Origin of the sequence: Chitinophaga parva (assembly GCF_003071345.1) — a bacterium.
Classification (GTDB): domain Bacteria; phylum Bacteroidota; class Bacteroidia; order Chitinophagales; family Chitinophagaceae; genus Chitinophaga; species Chitinophaga parva.
Genome location: NZ_QCYK01000003.1, coordinates 282,202 through 308,757 on the forward strand (window position 1 = coordinate 282,202; position 26,556 = coordinate 308,757).

General features: G+C 51.3%; 25 protein-coding genes and 1 tRNA gene. 15 read left to right on the top strand and 11 right to left on the bottom strand.

Going from position 1 to position 26,556, the window contains the following annotated elements; all coding sequences use genetic code 11:
• Positions 1-3: 3 nt before the first annotated feature.
• The gene (locus tag DCC81_RS20435) at positions 4-1,275 is read left to right on the top strand and encodes an MFS transporter (protein WP_108688542.1); all 1,272 of its coding nucleotides are present in this window, start codon (positions 4-6) and stop codon (positions 1,273-1,275) included.
• Positions 1,276-1,281: 6 nt separating this feature from the next.
• Here DCC81_RS20435 and DCC81_RS20440 read toward each other — a convergent pair whose 3' ends face one another.
• Positions 1,282-2,268 (bottom strand): aldo/keto reductase, encoded by a 987-nt coding sequence (locus DCC81_RS20440; protein ID WP_108688543.1) that lies wholly within the window; start codon positions 2,266-2,268, stop codon positions 1,282-1,284.
• Positions 2,269-2,416: 148 nt separating this feature from the next.
• Here DCC81_RS20440 and DCC81_RS20445 point away from each other — a divergent pair, with 148 nt between their 5' ends.
• Complete coding sequence (locus DCC81_RS20445) at positions 2,417-3,319, top strand: helix-turn-helix domain-containing protein (protein ID WP_108689263.1); 903 nt, start codon at positions 2,417-2,419, stop codon at positions 3,317-3,319.
• Positions 3,320-3,374: 55 nt separating this feature from the next.
• Here the strand turns inward: DCC81_RS20445 and DCC81_RS20450 are convergent, their stop codons facing one another.
• A complete protein-coding gene (locus DCC81_RS20450) occupies positions 3,375-4,436 on the bottom strand; it encodes an NHL repeat-containing protein (protein ID WP_108688544.1) in 1,062 nt (353 codons plus the stop codon).
• The gene (locus DCC81_RS20455) at positions 4,408-5,457 is read right to left on the bottom strand and encodes a sterol desaturase family protein (RefSeq protein WP_108688545.1); all 1,050 of its coding nucleotides are present in this window, start codon (positions 5,455-5,457) and stop codon (positions 4,408-4,410) included. Before DCC81_RS20455 ends, DCC81_RS20450 begins: the two co-directional genes overlap by 29 nt.
• Before the next feature lie 293 nt (positions 5,458-5,750).
• Between DCC81_RS20455 and DCC81_RS20460 the strand changes: the two genes are divergently transcribed.
• The 3 genes from DCC81_RS20460 to DCC81_RS20470 are packed head-to-tail and all read left to right on the top strand — an operon-like array spanning position 5,751 to position 9,293.
• On the top strand, positions 5,751-6,809 hold the full coding sequence (locus tag DCC81_RS20460) for a sensor histidine kinase (protein ID WP_108688546.1): 1,059 nt from the start codon (positions 5,751-5,753) through the stop codon (positions 6,807-6,809).
• Complete coding sequence (locus DCC81_RS20465; protein ID WP_205686394.1) at positions 6,806-7,519, top strand: LytR/AlgR family response regulator transcription factor; 714 nt, start codon at positions 6,806-6,808, stop codon at positions 7,517-7,519. The genes DCC81_RS20460 and DCC81_RS20465 overlap by 4 nt, the downstream gene beginning before the upstream one ends.
• A 31-nt stretch (positions 7,520-7,550) precedes the next feature.
• Positions 7,551-9,293 carry a CocE/NonD family hydrolase gene (locus DCC81_RS20470; protein ID WP_108688547.1) on the top strand — a complete coding sequence of 581 codons (1,743 nt, stop codon included), beginning with the start codon at positions 7,551-7,553 and terminating at the stop codon, positions 9,291-9,293.
• Between the two features lie 5 nt (positions 9,294-9,298).
• On the opposite strand, the gene DCC81_RS20475 is transcribed toward DCC81_RS20470, so the two are convergent.
• Positions 9,299-10,204, bottom strand: coding sequence for a pseudouridylate synthase (locus DCC81_RS20475; protein WP_240613035.1), 906 nt, complete (start codon positions 10,202-10,204; stop codon positions 9,299-9,301).
• On the opposite strand from DCC81_RS20475, the gene DCC81_RS20480 reads away from it, so the two are divergent.
• A complete protein-coding gene (locus tag DCC81_RS20480) occupies positions 10,205-10,708 on the top strand; it encodes a hypothetical protein (protein WP_133177740.1) in 504 nt (167 codons plus the stop codon).
• Positions 10,709-10,898: 190 nt separating this feature from the next.
• Here the strand turns inward: DCC81_RS20480 and DCC81_RS20485 are convergent, their stop codons facing one another.
• On the bottom strand, positions 10,899-12,128 hold the full coding sequence (locus tag DCC81_RS20485) for a hypothetical protein (RefSeq protein WP_108688550.1): 1,230 nt from the start codon (positions 12,126-12,128) through the stop codon (positions 10,899-10,901).
• Between the two features lie 161 nt (positions 12,129-12,289).
• Between DCC81_RS20485 and DCC81_RS20490 the strand changes: the two genes are divergently transcribed.
• Positions 12,290-12,628, top strand: coding sequence for a zinc ribbon domain-containing protein YjdM (locus DCC81_RS20490; protein WP_108688551.1), 339 nt, complete (start codon positions 12,290-12,292; stop codon positions 12,626-12,628).
• A gap of 146 nt (positions 12,629-12,774) precedes the next feature.
• On the opposite strand, the gene DCC81_RS20495 is transcribed toward DCC81_RS20490, so the two are convergent.
• On the bottom strand, positions 12,775-13,551 hold the full coding sequence (locus DCC81_RS20495; protein ID WP_108688552.1) for an SDR family oxidoreductase: 777 nt from the start codon (positions 13,549-13,551) through the stop codon (positions 12,775-12,777).
• 199 nt (positions 13,552-13,750) lie between these two features.
• Between DCC81_RS20495 and DCC81_RS20500 the strand changes: the two genes are divergently transcribed.
• Positions 13,751-14,113, top strand: coding sequence for a winged helix-turn-helix transcriptional regulator (locus DCC81_RS20500; RefSeq protein ID WP_108688553.1), 363 nt, complete (start codon positions 13,751-13,753; stop codon positions 14,111-14,113).
• Positions 14,114-14,482: 369 nt separating this feature from the next.
• Positions 14,483-15,589 (top strand): TlpA family protein disulfide reductase, encoded by a 1,107-nt coding sequence (locus tag DCC81_RS20510; protein ID WP_133177741.1) that lies wholly within the window; start codon positions 14,483-14,485, stop codon positions 15,587-15,589.
• Positions 15,590-15,764: 175 nt separating this feature from the next.
• Here the strand turns inward: DCC81_RS20510 and DCC81_RS20515 are convergent.
• Positions 15,765-15,846: transfer RNA gene (locus tag DCC81_RS20515), tRNA-Leu, on the bottom strand.
• A 99-nt stretch (positions 15,847-15,945) separates the two neighbouring features.
• On the opposite strand from DCC81_RS20515, the gene DCC81_RS20520 reads away from it, so the two are divergent.
• Positions 15,946-16,374: an acyl-CoA thioesterase gene (locus DCC81_RS20520; RefSeq protein WP_108688556.1), complete on the top strand. Its 429-nt coding sequence runs from the start codon at positions 15,946-15,948 to the stop codon at positions 16,372-16,374.
• A gap of 57 nt (positions 16,375-16,431) precedes the next feature.
• Here DCC81_RS20520 and DCC81_RS20525 read toward each other — a convergent pair whose 3' ends face one another.
• A complete protein-coding gene (locus DCC81_RS20525) occupies positions 16,432-16,815 on the bottom strand; it encodes a hypothetical protein (RefSeq protein WP_133177742.1) in 384 nt (127 codons plus the stop codon).
• A 296-nt stretch (positions 16,816-17,111) separates the two neighbouring features.
• Here DCC81_RS20525 and DCC81_RS20530 point away from each other — a divergent pair, with 296 nt between their 5' ends.
• The 3 genes from DCC81_RS20530 to DCC81_RS20540 all read left to right on the top strand — a co-directional run bounded on the left by DCC81_RS20530 (position 17,112) and on the right by DCC81_RS20540 (position 19,091).
• A complete protein-coding gene (locus DCC81_RS20530) occupies positions 17,112-17,471 on the top strand; it encodes a SnoaL-like domain-containing protein (protein WP_108688558.1) in 360 nt (119 codons plus the stop codon).
• A gap of 141 nt (positions 17,472-17,612) precedes the next feature.
• Complete coding sequence (locus tag DCC81_RS20535) at positions 17,613-18,371, top strand: MBL fold metallo-hydrolase (RefSeq protein ID WP_108688559.1); 759 nt, start codon at positions 17,613-17,615, stop codon at positions 18,369-18,371.
• 216 nt (positions 18,372-18,587) lie between these two features.
• Entirely contained in the window at positions 18,588-19,091 is a 504-nt protein-coding gene (locus DCC81_RS20540; RefSeq protein ID WP_108688560.1) for a hypothetical protein, read from the top strand.
• Positions 19,092-19,111: 20 nt separating this feature from the next.
• Here the strand turns inward: DCC81_RS20540 and DCC81_RS20545 are convergent, their stop codons facing one another.
• From DCC81_RS20545 to DCC81_RS20555, 3 genes are read right to left on the bottom strand one after another with little or no spacing between them, the layout of a single operon-like run.
• The gene (locus DCC81_RS20545) at positions 19,112-20,707 is read right to left on the bottom strand and encodes an MFS transporter (protein WP_205686395.1); all 1,596 of its coding nucleotides are present in this window, start codon (positions 20,705-20,707) and stop codon (positions 19,112-19,114) included.
• Positions 20,691-21,761 carry an HlyD family secretion protein gene (locus tag DCC81_RS20550; RefSeq protein WP_108688562.1) on the bottom strand — a complete coding sequence of 357 codons (1,071 nt, stop codon included), beginning with the start codon at positions 21,759-21,761 and terminating at the stop codon, positions 20,691-20,693. The genes DCC81_RS20545 and DCC81_RS20550 overlap by 17 nt, the downstream gene beginning before the upstream one ends.
• A 1-nt stretch (position 21,762) precedes the next feature.
• Positions 21,763-23,088 (bottom strand): TolC family protein, encoded by a 1,326-nt coding sequence (locus DCC81_RS20555; RefSeq protein ID WP_108688563.1) that lies wholly within the window; start codon positions 23,086-23,088, stop codon positions 21,763-21,765.
• 101 nt (positions 23,089-23,189) lie between these two features.
• Between DCC81_RS20555 and DCC81_RS20560 the strand changes: the two genes are divergently transcribed.
• Together DCC81_RS20560 and DCC81_RS20565 are read left to right on the top strand one after the other, a co-directional pair.
• Positions 23,190-23,975 (top strand): helix-turn-helix transcriptional regulator, encoded by a 786-nt coding sequence (locus tag DCC81_RS20560; protein ID WP_108688564.1) that lies wholly within the window; start codon positions 23,190-23,192, stop codon positions 23,973-23,975.
• Positions 23,976-24,124: 149 nt separating this feature from the next.
• On the top strand, positions 24,125-26,551 hold the full coding sequence (locus DCC81_RS20565; RefSeq protein WP_240613036.1) for an ABC transporter permease: 2,427 nt from the start codon (positions 24,125-24,127) through the stop codon (positions 26,549-26,551).
• Positions 26,552-26,556 lie beyond the last annotated feature (5 nt).

The window sequence follows — 26,556 nt, forward strand, 5'->3', positions numbered from 1 at the left end:
GTAATGAACAGCAGTATCAGGCTGGGATTAAAAGAGAATTGGCGGCAATTCACGCTGCTGGTGCTGGTGAATATGCTGGTAGGCGGTATGGTAGGCCTGGAGCGTACCGTGGTACCTCTGGTGGGCACATCGGAGTTTAAGATAGGTGCAGATCTTGTTGTGTTTTCCTTCATCATTGCCTTTGGTGTAGTGAAGGCATTTACCAATCTTATTTCCGGTGTGCTGGCAGATAAATATACCCGCAAACGCGTGCTGGTACTGGGCTGGCTGGTAGGCTTGCCCGTGCCGTTCCTGCTGGCCTGGGGCCCTTCGTGGCGCTGGATCATTGGGGCCAATGTGCTCCTTGGCATCAGCCAGGGACTGGCCTGGTCTATGACGGTGAATATGAAAGTAGACCTGGTAGGTCCCCGGAAGCGTGGGCTGGCCATGGGATTGAACGAGGCGGCAGGTTACGGTGCGGTAGGCATTACCGCGTTGCTGACCGGCTATATTGCAGCCACACACGGGTTAAGGCCCCAGCCGTTTTACATCGGTATTGTTTACGCCGTAGCAGGGCTGCTGTTGTCCGTTTTTGTGGTGAGAGATACCCGCCCCTACGCACAATTGGAATCCGCGCAAACGCCCGTCACTACCGCAGGAGAGCCGGCACATAAACCAGGGCTGGGCTGGGTGTTCCGGGAAACTTCGCTGCGCAACAGCAACCTGTTTGCCGTATGCCAGGCAGGCCTGATCAATAACCTCAATGATGGCATGTCCTGGGGCGTATTTCCCTTGTTATTTATTTCGCTGGGCGTGGGGCTGGAAGGAGTGGGATGGATCAAGGCCATTTATCCCGCTGTCTGGGGCATGGGGCAGGTCTTTACCGGGCCGCTGGCAGACCGCATCGGGCGCAAACCGCTCATTGTATGGGGCATGTTCGTGCAGGCCGTGGGGCATGTGGTGATAGGTGCAGAGGTATGGTCTCCGCTTACATCCGGCATTGCGGGCTCAGTGCTGCTGGGCGCTGGCACTGCTATGGTGTATCCCGCGCTGCTGGCCGCGGTGAGCGATGCAGCGCATCCTTCGTGGCGGGCTTCTTCACTGGGTGTGTACCGCTTCTGGCGGGATATCGGTTATGCCGTGGGTGCTTTGATGGCGGGCGTTGTAGCCAGCCGGTTCGGGTTGATCTGGGCCGTGCATCTTGCAGGGCTGATCACTTTTCTTTCCGGGGTACTGGTCTGGGTGAAAATGGTGCCGCCCCTTAAAAAAGAGGCGGTGCACTTAAATACGGTATAAAAAGTGTTAGGCCTTATCAACCATTTTCTGGAAACTTTCCGGGTAACGGGCACCCTGGATCTGCAGTTTATCGGCTGCTTCTGTGATGGTCTTTAGTTCTGCGGCAGATAATTCAATGTTCACCGCTGCATTATTTTCCTCCAGGCGATGGAGTTTGCTGGTACCGGGGATCGGTACGATCCAGGGCTTTTGTGCCAGCAGCCATGCCAGCGCTATTTGTGCCGGGGTAGCATGCCTGGTGGCGGCCAGGTCCCGCAGCAGGTCTACCACCACCTGGTTGGCCCTGCGGTTGTCTTCAGAAAAGCGGGGAGAAATATTCCGGAAATCATTTGCACCAAACTGCGTATCCGCGCTGATAGCGCCGGTGAGAAAACCCTTGCCCAGCGGGCTGAATGGCACAAAGCCAATGCCCAGTTCTTCCAGCGTGGGAATGATCTGCTGCTCCGGTTCCCGCCACCACAAAGAGTATTCGCTTTGCAAGGCGGCCACGGGCTGTACCGCGTGGGCTTTGCGGATGGCAGTTACGCCGGCTTCAGACATGCCCCAGTGTTTTACTTTGCCTTCGCTGATCAGCTGCCCGATGGTGCCTGCCACTTCTTCAATGGGCACGGTAGGATCTACACGGTGCTGGTAGAAGAGGTCTATGTGGTCTGTTTTCAGTCTTTTCAGTGATGCTTCTGCCACGGCGCGGATGTTTTCCGGGCGGCTGTCTGTGCCTTGCGCGGGTATGCCGTTCTTAAAGCCAAACTTGGTGGCAATGACCACTTGGTTGCGGAAAGGGGCCAGTGCCTCGCCCAGCAGCTCCTCGTTGGTGCCGGGGCCATAAGCTTCGGCCGTGTCAAAGAAAGTAACGCCTGCATCATACGCTGCGCGGAGTAATTTTATGGCATCCTGCCTGTCCGGCGTAGGCCCCAGTCCAAAGCTAAGGCCCATACAGCCCAGGCCGAGCGCGGACACTTCCAGGCCACTTTTACCTAAGATTCTTTTTTCCATAGTTTTAGTTTTACAGCACAAATGTCGGATGCAAAAACGGGCTCGTACTTATACAGATCACTGGTTCTCCTACCAAGATCACAGGTGGGCTGCTGCCGTAGCGGGTGTGCAGCCGGAAAGGGTTAACTTTGGCATAGAAACCGTAGTTATGGAAGAGATTGTTAAAATAGACAGCGTAGACCTGTACAATAAATTGCGGGGCGTTCCCACCCAGCACCCGCTGGTGTCTGTAATAGACCTGTCTAAAGCACAGCTGATGCCGGCCAGGTCCTTCAATTTTGGCTTGTACGCTATTTTCCTGAAGTTACTGGACTGCGGCGAGTTGCGCTATGGGCGCCATCATTATGATTACCAGGAAGGCACGCTTGTTTTCATTGGCCCCGGCCAGGTGATCGGTGTAAAGAGAAAAATGGAGGTCGTTGCGCCTAAAGGCTGGGTAGTGGTCTTTCACCCCGAGTTAATAAAAGGCACGGCCCTGGGCCGTCACATGCAGGATTATTCTTTCTTTTCCTACGATGTGAATGAGGCCCTGCACCTCTCCGAAGAAGAACGGGAGATTGTACTGGACTGCTTCCGGAAGATCCAGTATGAACTGCAGCACAGCGTGGACCATCACAGTAAGACGCTGATCACTTCCAACATTGAACTGTTCCTCAATTATTGTAACCGCTTCTACGACCGCCAGTTCATTACGCGCGACAATGCACATAAAGGTGTGCTGGAAAGATTTGAAGCATTGCTGCTGGATTATTTCTCGGCCGGGAAACCGCAACAGGAAGGGCTGCCATCCGTGGCCTGGTGTGCACGGCAACTGAACTTGTCCGCCAATTATTTTGGCGACCTGGTGAAAAAGGAAACCGGCGTTTCCGCCCAGGAGTATATCCAGGGTAAGGTGATCGACATGGCAAAAGAGCGGGTGTCTGATATGGAGAAGTCCATCAGTGAGGTAGCGTACGATCTCGGTTTTAAATATCCCCAGCACTTCACGCGCCTGTTTAAACAGAAGGTAGGGCTGGCACCCAATGAATACCGGAAATTATACACTGCATAAAAGTGACAAGGGCTGTATCAAAAAAAGATACAGCCCTTGTTTTATCTGGGCGTCATTACACTCTTTTCAGTTTATAAGGATACACCTTCCCAGATGCCCACTGCGCCACGTACAGGTTATGATCCCGGTCCACGCACACATCATGCGGGTGTACAAAGATCTTGTCCGTCTGCGACATGGGTTGCAGTTGTCCGTCCACGTATTTCGGTTCACTGCCACCAATATTGCTGATCACTTTATTGTGTTTGTCCAGGATCGTTACAAACCCGCTGCCTTCCTTATTCATGTCCGGTGAGCGAAGTACGGCCGCATACAGGTAATCGCCCTGCACTACCGGGCGGCATACGCAGGCGCCGGGCAGGCGGATGATCTCCAGCAGCTTCCCCTCCCGGGAGAAACGCTTAAAGCAGTTGCGGGTACGGTCTGTAACCAGCAGGGAGCCATCTTTCCGGCGCGGGTCCAGCAGGATGCCGTGTGCATTGTCCAGGTGCTCGTCACCATCCCCGCGCCCGCCAAAATAGTTAAGTAACTCCCCCTTGCTGTTGTAATGCAGGATGTATTGTTCCCCGTAGCCATCGGCAATGAAGATGTCGCCATTGGATGCGATGGTGGTTTCTGTGGGTACAAATTTTTCCGGTTTTTCATACAGCTTCGCATCTGCCGGGGCATCTATGGTGAGCAGTATTTCCCCGGTCATGGTGGTTTTATACACCTGGTGTTTTACCGTGTCGGTGATGTAAAGAAATTCTGTACCATTCTCATCGTGCAAGGTGAGGCCGTGCGCACCGGGGAAGTGGTGTCCCCATGCATCCAGGACCTGTCCCCTGGTGTCGTAGACCAGCACATTGTTCTTGGTTTCGTTGGTGAGCAGGAGGATGCGCCCTTTTTTGTCCTGCACCATTTCATGGCAGTCATTCACCGGGTATTGCTGTGGCGTGCACTTGCTCCAATGCGTGTCCAGCGTGTAGCGCACTTCGTTGTGGCCGTACACTGGTTCTTTGCTGCTGCCCAGCAGGTTGTTCGTGAGCCACAGGCTGCCAATGGTGAGGGATGTGTTGCGGATAAACTGGCGGCGGGAAGAGCCGGTATCAGTTGGTTTGTTGCTGTGCTGTTTCATATAACGTGGTTTGTGGTGCAGCGATAGGCTGCTCCTGCTTTAGTGATTCGAGATAAGCCCGCCTTACTACAACGGCTGTTTTGTGAGCGCCCGTGTGGCTCCAGCCGGGCGGCATAAAAATGTAGCGTACCTTATTCCACAGGCCGGGTGCTTTCCATACATCCAGCGCCAGGTAATAAAATTCACCGAAGTAAACGTCCAAGAAGTTGCGGTTGTTCACATCCCTGGATACGCCATACTCAATGGGCAGGTTGGGTACTTCATGCTGGAAAGTACCAAACACACGGTCCCATATATTGAGCAGGTTACAGAAGTTGGTATCCATGTAGAGCGGGTTTTTAGCGTGATGCACCCGGTGGTGGGAGGGCGTTAAGATCCACCGGTTCAGGAAGCCAAGGCGCCCGTCTTTGACCACGTTTTCACCTGCGTGGATAAAGCCACCCCAGGTGCCATCAATGAACATAATGAAAAAGAGCAATGGCGGGTTTACACCAGCCAGCATGCACACCGTGGTACGGATGCAGTCTGCATAAGCACCTTCCAGGAAGAAGTGCGCATAGCTTACAGAAAGGTTCATGCTTTGCGGTGTGTGGTGCGTGGCATGCAGGCACCAGAACAAGCGTACACGGTGCCCCCAGAAGTGGTACAGGAAGTGCCCAAACTCCCAGATGATATACCCGTAAATGAGCCAGTACCACGTGAAGGTGGTTTTAAACAGTGCATACTTTTCAAACACCCCGATGCAGAATGCCACGGCCGCAATAGATAAAAAGCGGCCAATGACACGGTTGATGATGAAGATAAAAAAGGGCATGCGGTAATCTTCGATCTTGAACCGTTTGTATACAATGGCGCGTATAATTTCAATGACCAGTAAAAAGGGCAGTACGGGCGAAACAGCCCCCAAAATACCGTTTAAAGTAAGCAAGGCTTTGTAGTTACCTGTTTGATACATATCGAGCAGGGAACGCAGCCCCATGAAGCCGATCAGCTCGTCATATAGGTTGTGCATGATTTCCATACGTGGAATATTTGGTAGTTGGAAACTAATGAAAAATGAGCAATGACGGGTAGTTGGAAGGAAAGGAGTTTTTAATTATTGACAAAAGCGTGAAGAACTTGAAACATGGGGTGCAAACATAAGTAGGTGTATGTCTTGTTCTATTTGTATGGTTTGTTTTGGCCGCCAGTGATCATGCTTGGGCCGCCGTATTGCCAGGGCTACGCCTGCTGCCGCACTCACCACCCCCTTTGCCGCGCTCCGCTACTTTTCCCCCTGCCATTTCGCGGGAATGTATTTCCTTTGAGCCTGGTATGAAACAACGCCCGCATATATCCCGCTATTGGAAATGCCAGCTCATTGGCTGGTCTGCCGCTGCCTTGTATTGGGGCGTTACAGGATGGATGGGGCAAGGCTTCCGGTGGTCACTGGCGGTATCCTATTTTGTGTCGGACGTGGTGCTGTACATCCTGCTCACACATGCTTACCGCAACCTGGTGTTGCGCCTGGGATGGCAGCGGTTACCATTGCCGCAATTGTTGTGGCGCATCATTCCCGCTGACCTGGTATTGTCGCTGGCCTATATGGTCACCACTATCACGAAGATCTACCTGCTGCGGATGGCCATTACCGGGTTCTCACAGCCTTTCGCCGTGTTTTTTGCAGACAACTGGCTGCCTGTGCTGGTAGCGGGTTTGCGGCTTATGACCATTTGGGTACTGGCTTACCACCTCTATCATTATGCGCAGCGGGAGATCATCATTGCCCGGGAAAATGCACGGCTGGAAGTGATCACCAAAGAAGCCCAGCTCAATAATTTATCCGCCCAGCTGAACCCGCATTTCTTTTTTAATTCACTCAATAATATCAAGTCCCTGATCATTGAAAACCCCACTGCTGCCCGGCGGGGCGTGGACCTGATGGCAGCACTGCTGCGCTCATCGCTGTACAACGGTGACCGGCAGCAGGTAACGTTACAGGCGGAGCTGGACCTGGTAAATGACTACCTGGAACTGGAAAAAATGAGACTGGAAGAGCGCTTGCGGTACCATATTTCCGTGGATGATGCCTTGCTGGAGCAGCACCTGCCGCGACTGAGCGTCCAGACCCTGGTGGAGAATGCCATCAAGCATGGTGTATCTGTGCAGAAGGCTGGTGGTGATATAACGGTAACGGTTATACGTAATAACGGGATGATCGAGATAAAAGTACAAAACCCCGGGCAGCTGGATGTTGCCAGGTCTAACATGGGATTGGGCCTGAAGAACCTGGGCGAGCGTATACGGCTGCAATATCCTGCACACGGCGTGTTTGAGATAACCGCGCAGGAAGATGGAACTGTTTTGGCTACCTTGTTAATTCCTGTCACATGAAGCAGATCCGTGTTTTAGTGATTGATGATGAACGCGCAGCCCGCAACGAAATGAAAAGGTTGCTGGCGCTGTATCCCAGCCTGGAGCTGGCAGGAGAGGCGCGGGATGCCGATGAGGCCAGGGCGCTGATAACCACCCTGCACCCCGACCTGGTCTTCCTGGATATAAAGATGCCGGGCCAGTCCGGTTTTGAGCTGCTGGAGTCATTGCCCGAGGTGCCGGAAGTGATCTTTACCACGGCCTATGATACCTACGCAGTGCAGGCTTTTGACATCAATGCACTTGATTACCTGTTGAAGCCTATCCGCGAAGAGCGTTTTGCCCGGGCCATGGAAAAGGCGTTGCACAAGCTGCAGGAGCCTAATGGATCAAACACCGCCCTGGCGCAACGGCGCATCTTCATTAAGGACGGTAGTAAATGTTACTTCGTGGAGCTGGGCAAACTGCGCCTCATTGAATCCGCAGGGAACTATGCCTGCCTGTATTTTGAAGATAAAAAGGTGCTCCTTAAAAGCTCCCTGAGCCAGCTGGAAGAAAGGTTGGGCACAGCATTCTTCCGGGCCAACCGCACGCAATTGGTCAATACCGCTTACATCAAAGACGTTTATCCGCCAGAGAACGGCCGGATAAAGATCACCCTTCAAACCGGCGAACAGTTGGAACTGTCTGACAGGCAATCTGTGAAATTCCGGCAGGGTGGCTGGTTTTAACCAATAGCATTTCCCCCTAAAACAATTAAAGATGAAAAGGATTTTTCACCTGGCCTTGCTATGCCTTTTCCTGGCGCATAGCGGATGGGCGCAGTCTGCCCCGCAGGCAAACATTGATAGTACCTACCTGGTTAAAGACAGCATCCTGCTTACAACACCGGATGGCGCTGCATTGTCCGTGATGGTGGTGCGCAAAAGAGCCATAAAGGTACCGCTGCCCGCAGTATTGTATTTTACGATTTATACCAATCCTGCCCGTTACCTGAAAGAAGCCAAAGACATAGCAGACCGTGGGTATGTAGGCGTGGTGGCCGAAACGCGGGGCAAGCATCTCAGCCCGGATGCCATCCTGCCTTATGAGCATGAAGTAAATGATGTGAACGTGGTGATAGACTGGATCAGTAAACAGCCCTGGTGTAATGGTGGCGTGGGTATGTACGGGGGCAGTTATGTAGGCTTTGCGCAATGGGCCGCCACCAAGCACCTGCATCCTGCTTTGAAGACCATAGTGCCATACGTGGCGGCCATTCCCGGCCAGGGACTGCCAATGGAAAATAACGTTTTCCTGAATGCCAATTACCAGTGGGCGTTTTACGTAACCCACAACAGGTACCTGGACACGGCCGTGAATAACGATGAAGAGCGCTGGCGCCGGATGCGCAACACCTGGTTTGCCAGTGGTGCCGCCTATCGCAGTATTGACAGCATTGACGGGGAGGCCAATCCTTTACTGCAACGCTGGTTACAGCACCCTGCATACGATGCGTACTGGCAGCACATGGTACCTTACAAAGAAGATTTTGCAAACATCAACATCCCGGTGCTCACCATAGAAGGTTATTATGACGATGGGCAGATCTCCGGGCTGCACTACATGCGGGAGCATGTGCGGTATAACAAAAATGCGGAGCATTACCTGGTCATTGGCCCCTATGATCACTTTGGAACACAGGTGGGTGGCAGGCCGGTGCTGCGTGGGTACAAGGTAGATTCCGTAGCGCTGATCAACACCCGGGAGATCACCTTTCAATGGCTGGATTATATTTTACGGAATGGACCTAAGCCCGCAATACTCAAAGACAAAGTGAACTATGAAGTGATGGGTGCCAATGAATGGCGGCATGCGCCTTCATTGGAAAAAATGAGTGATACCACGCTGACATTTTATCTCTCCAACAAGCCAGCCGCTGGCAACTACCAGTTAGTGAGCTCCCGGCCCGCCCGCACCGGCGCCGTGTTACAAACGGTGGACCTGGCAGACAGGACCCGCTTTAACAATGATTACTACCCGGCCCCGTTGATCCGGGAACGGCTGTCGCGCAGCACAGGCCTGTATTTCATCAGCCAGCCGTTTGATAAGCCGGTGGTGGTCAATGGGGCCTTTTACGGCCATCTCAAGGCCGTGATCAACAAAAAGGATATGAACTTTGGCGTCACCCTGTATGAGGTGACGCCGGACGGGCAGTATTTTGAATTATCCTATTTCCTGGGATGCGCCAGCTATGCAAAAGATCCTACGAAACGGCAGCTGCTGGAGCCCGGCAGGATAGCGGACATCCCCTTCACCGAAACCCGGCTGGTGAGCCGCCAGCTGCGTAAGGGAAGCCGCTTGTTAGTGATGCTGGATATTGACAAGAACCCGTTTGCGGAGATCAATTACGGAACTGGTAAGGATGTAAGCACAGAAACGATAGCCGATGCCGGTGCGCCTTTGAAGATCCGCTGGTTGAGCGACAGTTATATCTGTGTGCCGGTGAATACGGAAGAACAATAAAATGCTTATGCCCCGCCGCCTAGCATAAACGCCAGGATGGGCGCACATTTCTCGCGGCAGGGCGCATAGAAATGCCCATGCTTCCAGGTGGCAGACTTGGGGGAGAGGCCCCACCAGAATTCCGTGAGGGCCAGTGGGGTGAGGCCGTGCTGGAAAGCATATTGCAGGAGCTTTGGCGCCGCGCATTCGCCCGCACCCGCTGGTGGCTGCTGGTAGCCGGCGGTTTTAAAAAGCGAGAGCAAGTTTTTGCGGCGGCCTGCTTTGTTTACGAAATGATAGTGTTCAAAGATGCGCTGCTGCAGGCGGATGGAGTGGGTTTTGCGCGCCGCTTTCAGCCGGTCTATTTCCGGTGCGTTGGAGGGTTGTTCACCCAGCGCGTGGATGGCTGCATTGAGCGCAGTGAGTTGCTGCATGCCGGCATTTACAAAGCCGCCGTCTGCCAGCGTATCAAAGACCGGCGGCACAAAACGCGCGTGTTGGTTGGCGCCCGCCAGTTTGCCGGAAAAGGCGGCCAGGTAAGCCAGTGTGCCATCCGGCTTGCGAACGGCCAATACGCCGAACATTTTCCCGGCCACACGGCCACTGGTAGTGGGAGAAAGGCCGAAGTTGTGCTGCCATTCCTGTTGGTCCCGAAGGTAATCCTGCAGCTCCATGGCGGCCAGGAGGCAGAGTGGGTGCGGGTTTTCCGAGAGGGAAAACGCCAGGTCCCGGGCCAGGGAAGCGGCGCCAGCTTCGTTTTTGAAAGGGATGCAGTACATGTTGGCAGGCAGGCTGGTATGGCTGATGCAGCCCGCGTTTACGGTGTTTTTAAAGAATGCCCGCAAAGGTACGGAATAGCCATCAATTGTGACAGGGGAGGGGCGCCCGACATTTAACAGTTCTGAAAGCGATGGATACGTATCTTTATGCATATGAAACGGATACTTTTCATAACTGCGTTGTTAGTGGCGGTCGTGGGCACAAATGCCCAGACGCCCGTTCCTTTCGGAGGGGTGAGCACCAGCCCGCTTTCGTTTGGGCGTTATAACCATGCGATCGATACCAATGGCCTGCGTTCAAAATGGTCACTGGTGAAGTATGCCAGCATTTCCACGGGATTTGTGGCGTTCAGGGGCGGCAGTGGTTCGTTTTTATCGGCTCCGCTGGGGTTGCAGCTAAACCGGCAGCTGACCGAACACCTGACCGCATTTGGTGGCATTTCCATTACGCCATCCTATTTCTATGGTAATAATGCGTTTTACCAGCCAGGCTTCAAGAATGGGAGCTTTGGCGGGAGTTATATGAACAGGGGCAGCTTTGGCACCTATCCTGCGGCGCAGGTAGGGGTGATGTACACCAATGACCAGCACACATTTTCCATTTCGGGCAGTGTGAGCGTCAGCCGGAATACTTATGGAGGGTTTGCGCCGTTTTAAATGATGAATATCCAACTGGAAAGGGATCATAAAAAAAAGGGGCTGTCTCAAAACTTCGAGACAGCCCCTTTTCATTCGGGTACCTGATGGAGAAAATTTTCGTACAGGCGATTCTCAGAGCCTTCATTTTACTTATGAGACAGCCCCTTTTTTTTATGAAAAGATGTGATCGTTTTATCGAAAAATTGCGTCAGTGAAAGAGCGTTTTGATCGTCTCTTCCTGCGAGTATCCAATGGGGCAGGCGAGGCTCCTGGTATTGGCCCGGTAGCTGCCTTGTGAGGTGTTAGGACAAGTGATCATGCGGCTACCCGGCATTTCCAGGTGCCCGTTCGGGTCCGTTCTTTTGATCCAGTTGTGTGCATATTGCAGCCAACTGTTCCGGTAGGCTTCCGGTTGCAGCGAAAGCCAGGAGATCTCATCCCACCCCCAGACGAAATGGGAAGTTGTATCCGCCACATTGGGTTTATCACTGCGGCCAAAGTTGTCAAACTCTACGAGGTAGGGCAGGTGCTCACACGGCCAGCCACTGGGAGAAATGCCGCCTTTGCTTTTGTTGTAAATGCCATCGAGGTAATTGACCTGTAGTTTTCCTTTGCAGGGCTTTTCCGGGATCTCTTTGATGCGGAGCGGGAAGGAATTAAAATCGAGCAGGCTTTTGCCATCTTTCAGCATGCCGCCGCCAGGAACGTGCGCATCCAGCAATACCCAATGCCTGCGGGCGTGCGCTTTGGCATAGTCCCTGATCTTACCGGTTATCTTTTCCCATGCATCCCTGCCGGGATCGTTCATGCCGATCAGTTCCACCTGCCCTAGGTGGAATGCCTCGCAACCCATGTTGATATAAGAACAGGCCAGGAAATAGAACCAGAGCTGTGTTTCCTGCTCAGTGATATCCGGCACGCTGCTGCCTTTGCGCCAATGGTCAACGAGTTTTCCCTGGCGGTTCAGCATGGCGTTGTAATTAAAATTCCGCGATGTTACCGGAAGACCATATGCCTGGAACACCCAGGCCGGTACGCTTACCTGGTTCACATCGGTGGTAACGATCTCGAACAGGCACCCCTGGAAGATGATATCCGGGTCGTACGCATGCAGTTCGTGGATGATGGCACGGGCAGTATCCCAGAATGCGGGCTTGTTTAACATGCTTTCACCACCCCAGCGGTAAATGGCCCTGCCAATGAATTTTGCACCAGTGTTTTTGACCATGCGGATATCATCTGCGTGATAGGGATAGGGCCGGTTGCCCTCCGGCTTATCCGGGGTAAGCAGGTATACCATGGTGATGGCTTTGTCCAGGTAGTTTTCCAGTACCTGGCGGGAAATGCCGTTTTCGTTGAATGCGTATGATTTTTTTTGTGCACCTGCCATGAAGGGGAGCAGGAGCAAGGTGAGTAATGAAGCAATGGTGCGTTTCATGAGCGTGGTTTGTTTTAACGTGGTTCCCGTAGCAAAGGAGTAAAATACGCAGAAGAATTGGAAATAATCAGTTGGATGGGGCGTCTTTGCCGGGGGGCTCTTTGTTGATAACTGGGCACAGTGCCTGGAATTTTTTATCTTTGCGCCCAAAAAATAACATCATGGCTGAATTAGCTCCCTGTCCCTTGTGCAAATCGACGTTTACTTATGAAATGGATAACCTGCTGGTATGTCCGGAATGCGGGCATGAATGGAATCCCGAGGAGAAAGAGGCGGCAACGGAGGGGTTTGTCGTGAAAGATTGTAACGGGAATATTCTCCAGAACGGGGATGCTGTGGTGACGATCAAGAATTTACCGGTGAGGGGCTCTTCCCAGAGCATAAAGGCCGGGACCAAAGTGCGGAATATCCGGTTGGTGGATAGTGATCATAATATTGACTGCAAGATTGATGGTTTTGGGGCCATGGCACTGAAATCGGAGTTTGTGAAGAAGGCGTAGGCGCCCACGTGAATAGGATCATGCCCAATGATCCGGTTATGATTTTCATCTGTTCACTTTTCAGTGATACAAATCACTGCAACGGAAGCTGCATTTTTCTAACCGGATCTGGGATGTTGTAGCTAAGTATTGGTTTTGGGAATGGCCTAAACAACGGGGCTCAGCCCACCGTCAATTAAATAATTGGCACCTGTAATATATTTTGCTTCGGGAGAAGCCAAAAACGCCACCAGGTTGGCAATTTCTTCGGACTCTCCCATTCTGCCCATGGGGACTTCGCCCACTCTATTCATCACAGATCTGAAAGCTTCATCCACTGATATATTTGACGATTGGGCGATGCCTTCAATGAAGTCCTGCATCAGGGGCGTTTTTACGACTCCCGGGGAAACTGCGTTTACGCGGATGCCTTTCGGTCCAACTTCAAAGGACAATGCTTTGGTATAGGCATTTAATGCAGCTTTGGCAGCTGAGTAGGTCATTGTCATTTCCCAAAGCGGTTGAATGGCGGCATAGGTGGAGATGTTGATAATGGACCCACTTTTTTGTTCAATCATCGCAGGGAGAAAAGCCTTGTTGAGCCGGACTGCCGCCATTAGGTTCAGCTGGAAGTCGTTGTCCCAATGCTCATCTGTCAGCGAGCTGAAACTGCCGCCCATACTGAGGTTTGCGCCAGCGTTGTTGATGATAATATCGATCTTTCCAAATTGATCCAATACTTCCCTGGCCACCTTTTCTGCGCTTTCCGGCCTTGCCAGGTCTGCAGCAATGAAATAATATCCGTTTGGATTTTCTTTCGGTTCGGTCCTCGCCGTTACAATAACTGTTGCGCCTGCACTGCTTAATTTGTCCGCAATCGCTTTCCCGATTCCTTTTGTTCCGCCCGTTACGAGGGCAATCTGGCCTTTAATAGTGTTACTCATACTGTTGATCCTTAATTTTATCCTGTGATTTAATCCAAAAAAAAGTGCTTCAGAAATGGCAGAAAACGCATGGTCTTAATTGGCGTTCCATGTGCGCTTTTCCATGTTCAAAAGTTAAAAAGTATGATTACTTTTATACGAAGATATTTGAAGCACTTTTCTTTTTTGGGAAGTGCTATGATGAACAATAGCAGTGATCATGGAGAATAATGAACCGGTACATCCATATATCTGTACCATTGAGCAGCAAGAAGAAATTAAATACGCGCAGGACGCTCTATATGTTTTAAGCGGCAAATGGCGAATGGCGGTTATCCTTGCGATCTACAACGGCAATCACCGTTACCGCGAGATCGCAAAGTGCATTCCTGGGATCACCTTCAGTATGCTTTCAAAGGAACTGGAGTTTATGCAGTTGAATAAGCTGGTTATAAGAACGGAAGACCCTGATTTTCCTAAGGATGTCACTTATACGCTATCCGGGTATTGCCAATCTTTGTACCCTGTACTGGATCATTTAATTGAGTGGGGGAAGCTACATCGCAAGACTATTTCACGTTAGGCTTTGCCAAACCCTTTTTACCGGCTATTTTTTCTGTCTTGCCTTTCTTTACTGTATTTTAGATGTCAATGTATCAATTCAAAACCTGTTAAGCACTTCATTGAGCTGATGAGGATGAATAATAGCGAATATTTGCAAGATGCAATTAATTATTGGCGCTATACCGATAAAAAGGACTATGAGTTGTTTTCACAAAAGTTTCCTCTGGCCACAATTGAAAACAGTTATTCGGAGATCGATTATATGAATAAGTGGTGTATTGACAATGAGATCACATACACGCCCACATTCTTTATAAACGGTCATCAATTGCCGCCAAATTATGGTGTATCTGATTTAAAATATTTCCTGTCTGCTTAACTTCACACATTGAAAACTTACCGGGTATTTTACTTTTTAGGGTTGGCTATTTTAGCTCCTATATCTGCCGTAGCGCAGCACAAGATGGCTGTAACTATATGGCTTCCCAAAACCGTGAAGGCAGAGGATATAAGTATTGCCTATAACAACGGTTACAAACATCATGTGAGCCTTGGGCCTAATGCAAGGAAGGTTTTTATAGAGGATACGCTTTATTCGAAATACGGAACCATCAGTATCGGAACTCGTGGAATTGATACATCGGATTTTTTTTGGGTGACGAACGAGCCTGCTGTAATTCAGATGCCAGGAAGCTTCGGTAACCGTGTATTTCAATTGGTCAACGCGCAAAATGTTAAGGGTAATACCTGGTGCGGGCTAAAAGAAGCGTGTGCAGACGCTTGGGATAGGAGAGTAGATTTTTTGAAGAAGCATCCAGGTTATAGCGGCGATTCTCTGTATAAGCTGTTTAATGAGCTGACAGTAGCTCATCGTTCATGCGAGATGAGCTATCTTAGCACGCATTCATCCGAGTATTTCTCATTTTGGTATTTCATTTCCTTCTTTTATTCGGAGGCGTTGCGTCCGGAAACGGTAATATCTTTTTTTGAGAATACCTTTCCAAAGGAATTTAAGGAAAGTTCAGAAGGGAAGATATTTCTTGAGTATCAATTGGCACGAAATAAACGAAAGTTATATAGTAAGTCTCCTGATTTTGAATGTACTACAGTTGATGGAAGCGTATATTCATTAAGCAGCTTTAAGGGGAAATATTTGCTGATTGATTTCTGGGCGAGTTGGTGTGGTCCGTGCATCAAAAATATACCGACTATCAAGCATTTAAGGGATAGTTATTCCAGGGAGAAATTTGCGGTATTAGCTGTGAGTGAAGATTTTGATTTTGTCAAATTCGAGCGTGCTATAAAGACCTATCATATGTCGGAAGGACTAAATGTTTATGGTAACTATCGCTTACCAAACCAATTTGGTCGTGCCGCAATGCCCACGTATGTATTAATTGACAGAGATGGATATATCATCTATAACAGTCAGGAGATGAAAGATTATGATCTCACCTTGCTAAATAAGACAGTTGATTCGGTGATGCAGAGATGACGTTTGGGTTAAAGTTGCTGCTTTCTACCAAACAGCCAGACGACTCCAAGAAGGGAAGATAACACTGGCACAAACTTGCAGGTTATTTGATGTGGGAGAAAGCATAAAAAAGCGTGGAAGCAAACCAGCCAAAATTAAAAAAGGCTTTGTAAGCCAAAACTTACAAAGCCTCTTGTGCCCAGAACTGGATTCGAACCAGCACACCTTGCGGCGCTGCGACCTGAACACAGTGCGTCTACCAATTTCGCCATCTGGGCATCACTGATTTGTGTTTCAGGGAGTGCAAAAGTACACGGTTTTTCCAAAGTTCCAAAAAAAATATTCAATACTTTTGCGCACACGCAAAATCAACAGCTATGGACTTTGAAAAACAATACACCGTAGATCCCGCACACATAGATGTACAGGGCATTATGGATGGCCTGTACTATCCCTTCTACATGGAATCGTGCCGCCACGATTTCATCCGCGAAGTACTGGGTTTTGACCTCGAAGAGCAGGCCCACCAGGGCGTTTTCATGGTGCTCTCCCAATATACCATCAAGTACCTCCGTTCCCTTAAAAAGGACGATGCATTCTCCGTGACCTGTACCCTGTATGCCGACAAGTCCGGCGGTCCCCGCCTGCACTTTAAGCAAAACATCGTGATGAACGGGAAGGTGATGACCACCGCGGTCTTCACCGGCACCTGTGTGCCGGCTGCCGGTGGACGGCCCTACCTGCCGGATGCCATCAAGGCCCTGGTGGCAGATGCGCCCCAACTGGAAGTGGAAACACTGAAATAGCCCCATCCACAATAGTAAATGCCGGTACTGCACATCGCGGTACCGGCATTTTGCATGTTAATGGTTGGCCTGCTGGAAGAGATATTCCACTTTATACATTTTCAGGTAAGGATCGTAAGCAGTAAGCGCTTTGTCGCTGTGGAACTGGGCTTCCAGGGCATAACGGAAACGGCTATTCGCAGCAAAGGCCGTCTCCAGGTTGTGCAGGGTCAGCTCCTGCAGCGGGCTTTGGGCATCTACACTAAAGTAGTACACCGTTTGCGGGCGGGCTATCTTTTCGCCCTGTACCAGCTTGTTGATGCTGTACAATGGGAACCCGGTGCTGTCCAGGAGGGTATACCGGTGTTTGCCTATCAGGCGGATACCAGCGGGTGTAGGAGTACGTTGCATCGTGAAGGACGATAACAGCACGATCATCGTCATGAATTGAATCTTGCGCATAAACAGTTTGACTTTTAATGTATACGGGCGCACACAGCAAAACGCCGTGGCAAAAAATAGAAACACAAATGCATGCTTCATCTCCGGAGGCATGCGCCAAAGGACTGGCTGCATACGGATGGTTGGTGATGTGAAATTAATGAATCAGTACGGATTAACAAAAGGCTGAAATTAGCCACTGTGGCGAATTCATACGTAGTGCATATGGTTGGTGCCGCAGGTACACAGCAGGGCCTGAATTATATGACGGAGGTCATAAAAATAACTTAAATTACAGGTGCTAAAATTCACCGCTCATGACAACACAAGAGATTGCCAACCGCCTGGTAACACTTTGTAGGAAAGGCGAGTTTGACACTGCACAAAAGGAATTGTTTTCCAAAGATGCGATCAGCATCGAACCTTATGAAACCCCTGATTTCGCCAAAGAGACAAAAGGGCTCGCGGCCATCGAAGCAAAAGGGAAGAAATGGGAGGAAAGCGTGGAAGCCACTTATGGCTACACTGTTTCCGATCCCATCGTGGCCGGCAATTCATTTGCCTGCACCCTGGGCATGGACATCAAAATGAAAGGGCACGACCGCATGGTAATGTCTGAGCTGTGCGTGTACAATGTAAAGGATGGTAAGATTGTATCCGAAGAATTTTTTATGTAATGACCCGCAGACGGTATTGAAAAGAGGGTGTAGTAAATGCTGCACCCTTTTTTGATGCGCCTTCCCGGATAAATAGTAACCTGTTCAGATCCTATGATCCGCAACTTATTTACCTTCACATTTCAATCAAGCTTCACCAACATGAAACTCCGCATCCTCGCAGCCTGTATGGCCCTGGTGGCCGGCACCGCCCAGGCCCAGCTGGCCCCGGCCGACAAGATCCAGACCAGCGCAGGCGCCCTCACGGTACAGCCCATTGTGCACGCCAGCCTGCTGCTCTCCGTCAAAGGCATTAACATCTATGCCGATCCCTCCGGCGATCCCGCCCTGTTCAAGGGCCTTGGTGCGCCAGACATTGTACTGATCACAGATATTCACGGTGATCACTTTGATACGACTGCCCTGGCCAGCATTAACGCCAGCAAGGCTACGCTCGTTGTGCCCCAGGTGGTGGCGGATCAGTTGCCCGCCGCCTACAAGGGCCATGTGGTAGTGCTGCACAATGGCGGCACCGCTACTGTAAAGGGTATCACCATTACTGCCCTTCCCATGTACAACCTGCCGGAAAGCCCCGCCGCCATGCACACCAAGGGCCGCGGCAATGGCTATGTGCTCACCATTGGTGGCAAGCGCATTTACCTTTCCGGCGATACCCAGGGCATCCCCGAGATGCGTGCCCTGAAAAATATTGATGTAGCCTTTGTGTGTATGAACCTGCCCTACACCATGGACGTCCCGGAAGCTGCAGATGCCGTACTGGCCTTCAAACCCAAGGTGGTATATCCTTATCACTACCGCGGTAAAAATGGCCTGAGCGATGTGAACGCCTTTAAAGAGAAGGTAAATGCAGGCGATAAAGCCATCGATGTGCGCCTGCGCAACTGGTACCCGCAACGGTAGGGTTTTTAATGATTTTTCCAGGCCTTATGGAACATTTGTTAAATGTTTCATAAGGCTTTTTTAATGCGCGTTTTGTATATGATCCTGTATTAAATTAGGATGAAGAAAGGACCTTATCCCAAAAGATCCCTGCTGCGGGGCGCTGATCCTTGATAACGCCTGCGGCTATACGTACTGTTGTTTTTTTTATTGCTCAACCTTTAAATGTTTCCCGTTATGAGCACCAGAAAATTACTTCCCTATTACGTTACCATTCTTGTTTTCATTGCCATTTATGCCGTTACCATGTTGCTGCCGGACCATGCCCTGGGCCTGCATGCCCGGCCAGGATGGAGCAATACCGGGCGCGTAACCCTGCACGCCCATATTTTTATCTATGGCCTGCTGGGCGTGCTGCTGATCCTCAATCTACTGGAAATGTTCTCTACCAACAATGATGTATTTGTAGTGCGCCTGCTTAAGACCCTCTTTACTATCCTTCTTGTATACCTGGGTAGCGGCATTGTCTTTTACTGCCTGCATTCGCACGTGTGGAACATGTTCTATGCAGACAAAGTGTCCCCGGCCCGCGTGTACCTCGCCACCATTTTGTGCTGTGCGGCCGTGGCGCTTACCACGTTAGATATTGTGAAAGTATTATTGCTGCAAATGGTGGAGCGTACCCGCATTCACGAGCGCATACCCACCTGGCTCCGTTTTGAACCGGAGGTGGAATACTGATGCCCCGATGGTTCCCGGCCCTACGCCGGCGACAATACCCGCCGCTTCAGATACACCACCGTCCTGCTCAAAAAAGGAAAGCAAAGAATAAGCAGCAACGTACCTGCCAGCAGGATAAACATCATCTCATAATAATCCATCGCAAACCGTAACTGGTTTTGCCCACCCAGGGCATTCACCAGCAGGCGGTTCGCCAGGCGGCCAGCCTGCGAAGCCGGTATGCCTTTGTGCACCAGCTGCTGGGTTTGCAGGGCCAGCGTATGCCGCACCTCGGGATCCAGTTTGGTAAGATGGTCCTGGAAAGCATTGTAGTGGCGGCCTTTGCCCAACAGCTCAAAGTAGTTGATAGCACTGATAGCCGCGCAGAAACCCAGGAAGCGCACGGCCAGGCATACCGCCGCCGCGGAGGTAGCCTCTACCACCGGCACAGAGGAAATGGAAAACACAATGGTGGGCACCATGATCATGCCCACGCCCAGCCCCTGCACAAACAGCGGGATAAAGAAATGATCTTCATCTGCCTGCGTATCAAACAGGAAGTACATGACTCCATGAAATACCAGCAAGGCCATAAAACCCGTGAGCCAGATAAAACGGATGGGGTAGCGCTGCAAAATGAGCAGGCAGGCTACGAATACGCCCACGATCAGCCCGGCAATGTTGAAGACATTAATATACGACACATGCATGGGGTCAAACTTCAGCACGGATGCAAAGAATGTATTTGTCACCCCGGAAGCAAAACGGCAGATGTACATGATGAACAGCAACAGGATGGCCACATTAAAGTTGCGGGAACGGAATACGGATAACCGCATATAAGGCCGGCGCATACGCCGCTGACGCACGGCATATACAAATCCCAGGAGCACAATGGCAATAACGCTGCCGGCTATACGCTTATCTTCCAGCCAGTAATATTCCTGCCCGTAAATAAGCACGAAGCCTGCCAGGCAAAGAATGGTGGTATAGAGCAGGAAGCTTTGCCAGTCCAGGTTGTACAGGGGGAATTTTACGTGCAGGTGCACGTTGTTCATGGTGAGCAGGATCAGGAACAAGGATGGCAGGTAGGAAAAGGCGGCGCACTTGTACAGGATATTGAAATCAAAACTATCGACCAGGTCTGCAGTTACCAGGTTGTTGAACGGTACGGTGCAGAGCAGCAATCCAAAGAATATGGAAAAGCTCACTTCCCGTGCCCGCTCCGTTCTCAGGTGCGTGAACATCAGCGTAAGCGAGAGGTTCACCATCGCGCTGAACAGCATGCCTTGCAGCAGGCGCAGGGGAAAGAATACGTAGAGGGAGTCCGTACGCCAGGCTGCAAAGGCGGTAAGCGCCTGCAGGCTGGTAAAAAGAATGAAGTATTCCTTGCTGGCAAAAAAGCTGAAAAAGCGCCTTTCCAGTAAATAAAACCCCGTGTAGCCTGCATAAAACAATGCCACGGCATATTGTATGTCGGATGGTTCACAGCCGTAGTAGCCGGCCGCCGCCGGGATATTGGCCAGCGGCAGGAAAAATAATACCAGGCTGGGAAGTACGACCAGGAACAGGATGACACGGATCATCCATTCCGGAACCCAATGCCGGAATACCGGGAAGCTATTTTCTTTGTGCATGCTGGTCCTTGTTGATATAAACATTCACGTTCATGCCGGAACGCAGCAGGTCCGTTTCATTGCGCGGCCCGTCCACGCGGATGCGCACCGGCAGGCGTTGCACGATCTTCACATAGTTGCCCGTGGCATTGTCCGGCGGCAGCAGGGAAAAGCTGGAACCGGTAGCGGGTGAGAAGGAGATGATAGTGCCATGGAAAGGATGTTCCGGGTAAGCATCTGCCATGATCCGCACGGAATCACCTATCTGCATGTGGGCTACCTGTGTCTCTTTGTAATTAGCCACCACCCACTTATCGGTTTCATTATCTACTATGTAAGCCAGCACGTCACCGGCGTTGATCATCTGTCCTTTTTCAATGGTGCGCCGGCCCATGCGCCCATCGTACGGCGCAGTGACCACGGTGTAGGAGAGGTCCAGCTCATGCCGGTCCAGTAAGGCTTTCAGGCGGGTGATCTCCGCAGCTACCACGTTCTTTTCACTTTCATTGTCTGCAATGCGCGACACGGAGGCGCCATAGTTGTCGGTAGCTGCGCGCTCGTCTGCCTGGTATACGTCCAGCGTGGCTTTTACATTTTCCAGTTGCTGGCGCGTGGCAGATTCCGCGTTGTACATTTTTTCATAGCGTTCGTAGTCCAGTTGCTGCTTCCACACTTTGGCCTTGGCCGCGGCTATCTGGGATGCTGCGGCTTTGGACGACTGGCGCAGGGTATTGGTATTGCTGTTCAGCACCGCCAGTTGTGCTACTGCCTTTTCCAGGGAGGCCCGGGTCTGGTCTATCTGCAAGGTATATTCCCGGCTGTCGATGAGCAGGAGGGTGTCTCCTTTCTTTACCGGTTGGTTCTCTTCAAATTTTACTTCCACGATAAAGCCCCCTGCGCGGGAGATTACCGGGTTCACGTATTCCTGTACCTGCGCATCGTTAGTGAGCTCGTAGCGGTGGTAGTCCCAGAGTGTTTGTATGCCCCACACCAGCAGGGCCACTAAAAGCGCCACTGCTATCCAGCCGGTAATGCGCGTGATCAATCTGTCAGTGACAGTGTATTTCTTTTTCATATCAGAGGGTGCCTATCACGTTTTGAAGGAGGTAATATTTGTTTTGGGCAGCTACGCGCGCTGCTACCAGCTCAAAGCGGGTTTGCAGCACCTGTACATCCGCATCCAGCAGGTCGGTGATCAGGGAGGTATGGTTGAAGTAAGTGTTCTTGATAATGCGTGCATTCTCCGTGGCCTGGTCTATATTGGCCTTTGCCACCTGGATCTGTACCAGCGCTTCCTGGTAACGCAGGTACGCTGCTTTTACCTGCTGCCGGATCTTATCTGCCACGTCCTGGTGCGCTATCTCTTCTTTTTCCAGTTCCAGTGCCGCTTCTTTTACTTTGTGCGGGTTGTGGTACAGGGAGGAAAGCGGGAAGCTGGCCCGCACACCGCTGATGCCCAGTGAGTACAGGTGCGGGTTATAGGGGTAAAGGAAGATCTGCGGATTGGCATAATAGAAGTCGCCATAGAGGCCTATCTTGGGGCTTACATTGGCCTTTACCTGCTGCAGTGCTATCTTACGCAGCTGGGTTTCCTGCTCGGAAATGTGATAGGAAAAGGCATGCTCCATCGCGGTTTGCAGGTACTGCTCATAGGTAGCCGTGGTAAAGTCACTCATGGGGATGCTGTCTGGCATCACCGGGCGTTCATCGTCTTCGCCAATGAGGATATTCAGCTGCTGGTTGGCCAGCAGGATGTCATTGTCTATCTGTACCAGCAGCAGCTTACGGCGGGAGAGGTCCAGCTCTACGCGCAGCACATCACTTTTCAGCACCACGCCATCGCGGTAGTTTTCCCTGATCTCTTCCAGTTGCTTTTCCTGGTTTTCAATGTCTGCCAGTACCAGTTGTTTGTAGACCATTGATTTTTGCAGCTCCAGGTACCCTGCCGTAGCGGCGTAGCGGATGTCAGAAAGTGTTTGCTGCTGTTGGATACCGGCTATTTGCTGCGCTACTTTTTCTTCCGCGATCTTCAGGTTCAGCTTATTACCGTTGTAAAGATTGAGGTAAAAATCGGCGCCTACTTTATAAAGGGTATGAATTACTTCGTGTTGGCTGGGGGTATGGAAAAGGCCATTGTCGTAGACCGGGATGTTGGTGGCCTTCTCATAGTTGCCGGCTATATCCACTTCCGGGAAGCGCTCTGCCTGTGCATCTTTGAGGGATTCTCCCCGGATGGCCACCTGCTTGTTTTTCATGGCCACGGCACGGCTGTGCTGTGCGGCGAGGTCCCAAACTTCATGAAGAGAAAGGTGAAGGAGGCTGTCGCCCGGGGTGGGCGTGGGGGAGGCTTTGCCCATAGCCGGGAGGCAAAGCAGGGCGAGGGCCCAGGTAAGCTGTTTCATTTTCGCAATTGTGGATGCAAAGTTACGCCGGGATCAAATGAATCATTTTCGATAAACAGCCAACTATTTATTAATTCCGGCCAAATGATTATTTTCGGAGTATGGGACTGATAGCGTCATTACCAGAGATCAACAAGCGGGCGGCTTCCGTATTTGTCATGCATGAGAAGTCGGAAAAGCTGATCCCGCTGCATACACACAATAAAGGCCAACTGAGTTACGTGGAAGGGGGGATTGCCTACATTACTATCGGGGAGCGTACTTACGTAATACCGGCCCGCCACTATTTCTGGGTGCCACAGGGCGTCCCGCACATGCTGCGCATTGCCAGCAATGCCACCGTGCTGCGTTCTTTATACTTCTATGCGTATGATGATCATGCCAATGCTTTTTACAGCCGCCTGGGTATTTACCCCGCCAGTGAATTGCTCATTCAGATGATCAATTACACCGAGCGGTGGGATGGACGGCATGTGGACCGGCGGGATCATAATTTTGAATTCCTGGTGGCACTGAAAAACCTGCTGCCCGAGCTGAATAACAAGGCCCTGCCCATCGTGCTGCCCACTACTGAAAATGACGATATGCAGAAGATCACCCGCTACCTGGAACGTAATGTAGGAGAGGCGCTGACGCTGGAAAGCGTGGCCCGGCATTTCAATATGAGCGGGCGTTCGCTATCCCGCCTGTTCCGCGCCACCCTGCAGATCTCGTTTTTACAGTACCTGAAAACCCTGCGCATGATCAAGGCTATTGAAATGATCCTGCGCACCAAGCACCCCATCAGTGATATTGCGTTTGCGGTAGGGTATAGCAACCTGGGGGCCTTCAGTAATGCGTTTTACGAGTTTACCCAGTCCAGGCCTTCGGACTTCCGGAAAGGATGACCTGGCCCTCGTTCCCCCGTTACAAAACTGCACACCGCCTGTATCAAAACCGGACGGATGCGGGGAAGCCTAACTTTTAAGCCGCTTAAAATGAAGGGCTTGTAAACCGGCACTGCTTTCGTGAGGCCACAATAGCAAACCCGCAATGTATGATTGCCAATTACATAAAGGCCTCCCTGCGCTTCCAGGCCAAGCATAAAACATTCTCCCTGATCAATATCACCGGTCTGGCCCTGGGTACTTTATGCTGCCTCTACATCCTGTTGTATGTAATGGACCAGTTCAGCTACGACAGCCATCACCGTAATGCAGCGGATATTTACCGGGTCACCTGTGTATATGATATCAAGGCCAAGGCCACCCGGCAGCGCATTGCCACTACGGCCGCGCCTGTGGCGCCTTTGCTCAAAAAGGACTATGGTGAGGTGCTGCAATACACCCGCGTGATCCCCTTTGCCGGCATAGACCAGCACCTGCTCACCTACAACGGGAAGACTATATACGAAAAGGCGGCTTTTTATGTAGATTCCACTTTCTTCCGTGTATTTACCTATCATTTTATTGCCGGCAATCCTGCCACCGCCCTGGATGAACCGCATAGTGTGGTGCTCCTGAAGTCCACGGCTGACAAGCTTTTTGGTGCGGAAGACCCCATCGGAAAGACCTTTTACATGGAGAATGCCTATGACAACAAGATCCCTTACACTGTAAAAGGCATCGTGGATGAAAGCCTGGGCAAATCCCACCTGCACGCTAATATCTTCATCACCATGAACAGTGGCAGCGTGGGCGGTTACATGTACACTACTGATACCTGGACCAGCAATACGTATGCATCCACCTACATCAAACTGCGGCCGGATGCAGATGCCGCTGCGTTTGAACGCAAACTGCCCGCATTTATAAACCGCTACGCCGGGGAGCAACTGCGCAAGGCTGGCATTGATGAAACGCTGGTGTTGCAGCCCATTACCACGGTGCATACCACGCCCGGCTACATGGGCATATTACTCAGCCAGCCGGTAGATGCTTTGCTGCTGAAGGTGCTGGCCATTATCGCCATCATGATACAGCTGATCGCCTGCATTAACTTTATGAATCTCTCCACGGCACGTGCCTCCCACCGGGCCAGGGAAGTAGGCGTGCGTAAGGTGCTGGGCGCCGGCCGGGCTGACCTCCTGCGCCAGTTCCTGGGTGAATCATTGGCTTTTACCCTGGTGAGCGTATTGATCGCCGTACCATTGCTGGTACTGACCTTGCCCTATCTCAACCAGCTTACACAGTCTGATGTAGGCCTGTCCCTGCTGCGCAGCTGGAGGGCGGCGGGCTTGCTGGGCGCCGTGATCCTGTTTACCGCATTGTTGTCCGGCAGTTACCCGGCCCTGTATTTATCGGCCTTCCAGGCGGTGCGCATTATGAAAGGGAATTTTACGAACAGCGTTTCTGCGTCCGGCATCCGGCGCGGGCTGGTGGTGTTCCAGTTCACATTGTCCATTGTGCTGATCTCCGGGATTGTGGTGATCTATGCACAATTGAATTATATTAAACACAAAGACCTTGGTTTTGAGAAAGAGCAGCGCCTGGTATTCCAGTTGTACTCACCGGATGCGATTGCCAGGATGCCTGTGTTTGTCAACAGCCTTTCCCAGCTCAGTGCTGTAACGGCTGTGAGCAATGCCAGCAGTTTTTTAAGCAATGGTTCTTACTACTACAATTCATTTTTCCTGCATGGGCAAAAGGAATCAGCGCAAAAGGGCACCAGCTATATTATCACAGACGAACATTTTGTGACGGCCAATGGTATCAGGTTGCTCAACGGACGGGATTTTATGCGTACGGATTCCAGTAAAGTGCTGGTGAATGAAACCTTTGCAAAGATGATGGGGCTTAATGCGCAAACCGCGGTAGGCACCATTTTATACGATAACCAAAACCGCCAGGCAGAGATCGTGGGGGTGATGAAAGACTTTCACTATGGCCCCCTGCGCGATGCTATGGACGGCTTTGTGCTGTGGAAACGCAGCATGCATGATGATCCCTGGCCCATGCTTACGGTAAGCGTGCGCACTACTGATTATAAAGCACTGCTGGCAAAAATAGCCGCTATCTGGAAGCGTGACATTCCCGGTGCCCCCTTTGCCTATACCTTCCTGGACGACCAGGTGGCCAAACAATATGAAAGCGAAAGGACGACGACGCGCATCATTGATTCATTTACCATGATGGCGATCGTCATTTCCTGCATGGGATTGTTTGGCCTGGCAGCTTTCAGCGCGGAGCAGCGCCGCAAGGAGATCAGCATCCGCAAAGTGATGGGCGCCAGTGTGGGGTCTATCACGCAATTGCTGTCCATGGATTTCCTGAAGCTGGTACTGGTGGCGTTCCTGATCGCTGTACCTATAGCCTGGTGGCTGATGCATAAATGGCTGCAGGGCTTTGCTTACAGCGTGCCTTTACAATGGTGGATGTTTGCGCTGGCAGGGGCTTTATCGTTGTTCATTGCAGTGCTGACGGTCAGTTTTCAAAGCATCAGGGCAGCGCTCATCAACCCGGTGCGCAGCTTGCGGAGCGAATGAAAATG